The 2,452-nt window shown below is 75.2% G+C and carries 2 protein-coding genes; one reads left to right on the top strand and one right to left on the bottom strand.

The features are described 5' to 3' along the window. The coding region (locus Q6969_RS14965; RefSeq protein WP_317231154.1) for a WD40 repeat domain-containing protein at positions 1-1,155 on the bottom strand (1,155 nt) is incomplete at its 3' end. Between the two features lie 293 nt (positions 1,156-1,448). Here Q6969_RS14965 and Q6969_RS14960 point away from each other — a divergent pair. Next, positions 1,449-2,357: an SDR family oxidoreductase gene (locus tag Q6969_RS14960; RefSeq protein ID WP_317231152.1), complete on the top strand. Its 909-nt coding sequence runs from the start codon at positions 1,449-1,451 to the stop codon at positions 2,355-2,357. Positions 2,358-2,452: the final 95 nt, after the last annotated feature.

Genomic DNA, 2,452 nt, shown 5'->3' with positions numbered 1-2,452 from the left:
GAGCGGCGCGAGCGGCGCCGCGCCCGCCGGGCCGCTCGTCGCCCACTCGCCCGCGAGGTCGCGGGCGAGGTCCACGGAGCCCAGGGCCGCCCCGGTCAGCGGGTCCTGCGCGTAGGCGGCGACGGTCCGCGCGACCGGCTCCTCGGCGCCGGGACGCACGTCGACGACGTCGATGCGGGAGCCGTCGTCCTCATCGTCCTGGGTCGAGTGCACGAGGACGTGCTCGTCGTCGCGCCAGCCGATCACGGACGAGTAGGGGCCGTCGAGCGCGACCTCGCGCGCGCCGACCGCGTCGTCGGACACGGAGACGACCTGCAGCGCGCGCTCCTGCCCGACCACGGCGATCGACGTCCCCGACGGCGACCAGGCGTCGTCCCCGAGCGGGCCGGCCAGCGGATCGCGCGCCAGGAGGACCTGTCCGCTCGTCGCGTCGAGGATCGTCAGCGATCCCTCGGCGTCGACCGCGACGAGCGCCCCGTCGGGCGAGATGGCGGCCGAGGTGACGGTTCCGGGCAGCTCGTACGGGGTGAGGCGGGAGGTCGTGAGGTCGAGGAGGGCGAGCTCCCCGCGCAGCTCGAATGCGGGATCCGCGTACCGGCTGAGCTCCTCGCCGCTCGTCAGCAGCAGCACCCGCCGTCCGGACGCGTCGATGCTGAGGGGGACGGCGCTGCGCCCGGCGCCCACCGCCACGCTCCGGGTGTCGAGGCTGCCGAGGTCGACGACGTCGACGCTGCCGTCCCGGCCCTGGCCGCCGACGACGACGAACGTGCCGTCCGCGGAGAGGAGGGACTGCGCGGGGTCGCCCTGGTCGGCGGGGATGCCGCGGTCCTCGGCCGCGGCCAGGCGCCGGTAGGTCGCCGCGTCGGCGCCCAGCACGACCGACTGCGGGAGGTCGCCGAGCTCGACGCCGAAGCCGTTCTGGTACAGCATCGTCGCGGCCTCGACCTGCGCCGGCGCGAGATGCGGCGTCCACCACGAGTACGACGCGATCCGCTCGGGGAACGCCACCGCCCCCGCCGGCGCCGCGGGCGCCTCGGTCAGCGGGGCGAGCAGGGCGGCGGTCGCGAGCGCGGTCACCAGGGGGAGCGCGACGCCGCCGACGAGGTCCCTCCGGGGGTCGGGAGCCGGGCGCCTGCCGGCGGGGAAGCCTGCCATGCCCCGAGGCTACGGCCGGGTCCGCCGATGCCACCGGCCGTTCACCCGATGGCCACGGACCGTGCGGGTCCCGTGGTCGTGACGCACGCGCGGGCCGCGCACCCGGCCGATCCCGGCGCCGTCACGGCGGCATCGGACACGCGACGGCCACGCCGAGGGGCGCCTCCGGATCCTCGGCGCCCGACTGCCGCGCGGGCCGCGACCCGTCAACCCCCTCCGAGCCACGGGACGCCCGCGGCCGTCCGGGCCAGGGTGGAAGGCGACCCCCGATCCCCTCCAGGAAGGCGCAGCGCATGAGCGAGATCCGCAACGGCGGCAACCAGTACGAGATCCAGGACCCGATCGCGCAGTACCCCTCCCCGCCGTTCCCCCAGCAGGAGCAGACCGGCGCGGGCGACGAGAAGCGCTTCGAGCCGACGCCCGACCACGGCCAGGACAGCTACGTCGGCTTCGGTCGGCTGACGGGCCGCAAGGTGCTCATCACGGGCGCCGACTCCGGCATCGGCAAGGCCGTCGCCATCGCGTTCGCGCGCGAGGGCGCCGACATCGCCCTCAACTTCCTCGACGAGGAGCTCGAGGACGCGCGCGACACCGCGTCCACGATCGAGGCGGACGGCCGGAAGGCCGTGCTCGTGCCCGGCGACATCTCCGACGAGACCACCTGCCAGGACCTCGTCCAGGCCGCCGTCGAGGGCCTCGGCGGCCTCGACTGCCTCGTGATGGTGGCGGGCTACCAGCGCAACGAGGACGACATCCTCGACCTCGAGACCGCGCAGCTCGACCGCACGCTGAAGACCAACGTGTACTCGCTGTTCTGGCTGAGCAAGGCCGTGCTGCCGCACCTGCCGAAGGGCGGGAGCATCATCACGACCAGCTCGTCGCAGGCGTACCAGCCGAGTGCGGACAAGATCGACTACGCGGTCTCCAAGGGCGCGATCCGCAACTTCACGCAGGGGCTCGCGCAGCAGCTCGCGCCGAAGGGGATCCGCGTCAACTCGGTCGCGCCCGGCCCGTTCTGGACCGTGCTGCAGCCCGTCGGCCAGTCCGCGGAGGACGTGGAGGAGTTCGGGTCCCAGTCGGTCTACGGACGTCCCGGCCAGCCGGCGGAGATCGCGGCGACGTACGTGTTCCTCGCCAGCCAGGAGTCGAGCTTCACGAGCGGCGAGACCATCGCGGTCACGGGCGGCACGCCCGTCCACTGACCGGTCGCGCGGGCCGCGGTCGCCGGCCGCGGTCGCGCGGGGGACGGCGCGGGCGGGTGCGTCAGAACAGGCGCGCCGCGCCCGCGTCGGCGTCC

Origin of the sequence: Clavibacter sp. MX14-G9D (assembly GCF_032917815.1) — a bacterium.
Lineage (GTDB): Bacteria > Actinomycetota > Actinomycetes > Actinomycetales > Microbacteriaceae > Clavibacter > Clavibacter michiganensis_K.
This window is presented reverse-complemented; position numbering and strand designations above follow the sequence as displayed.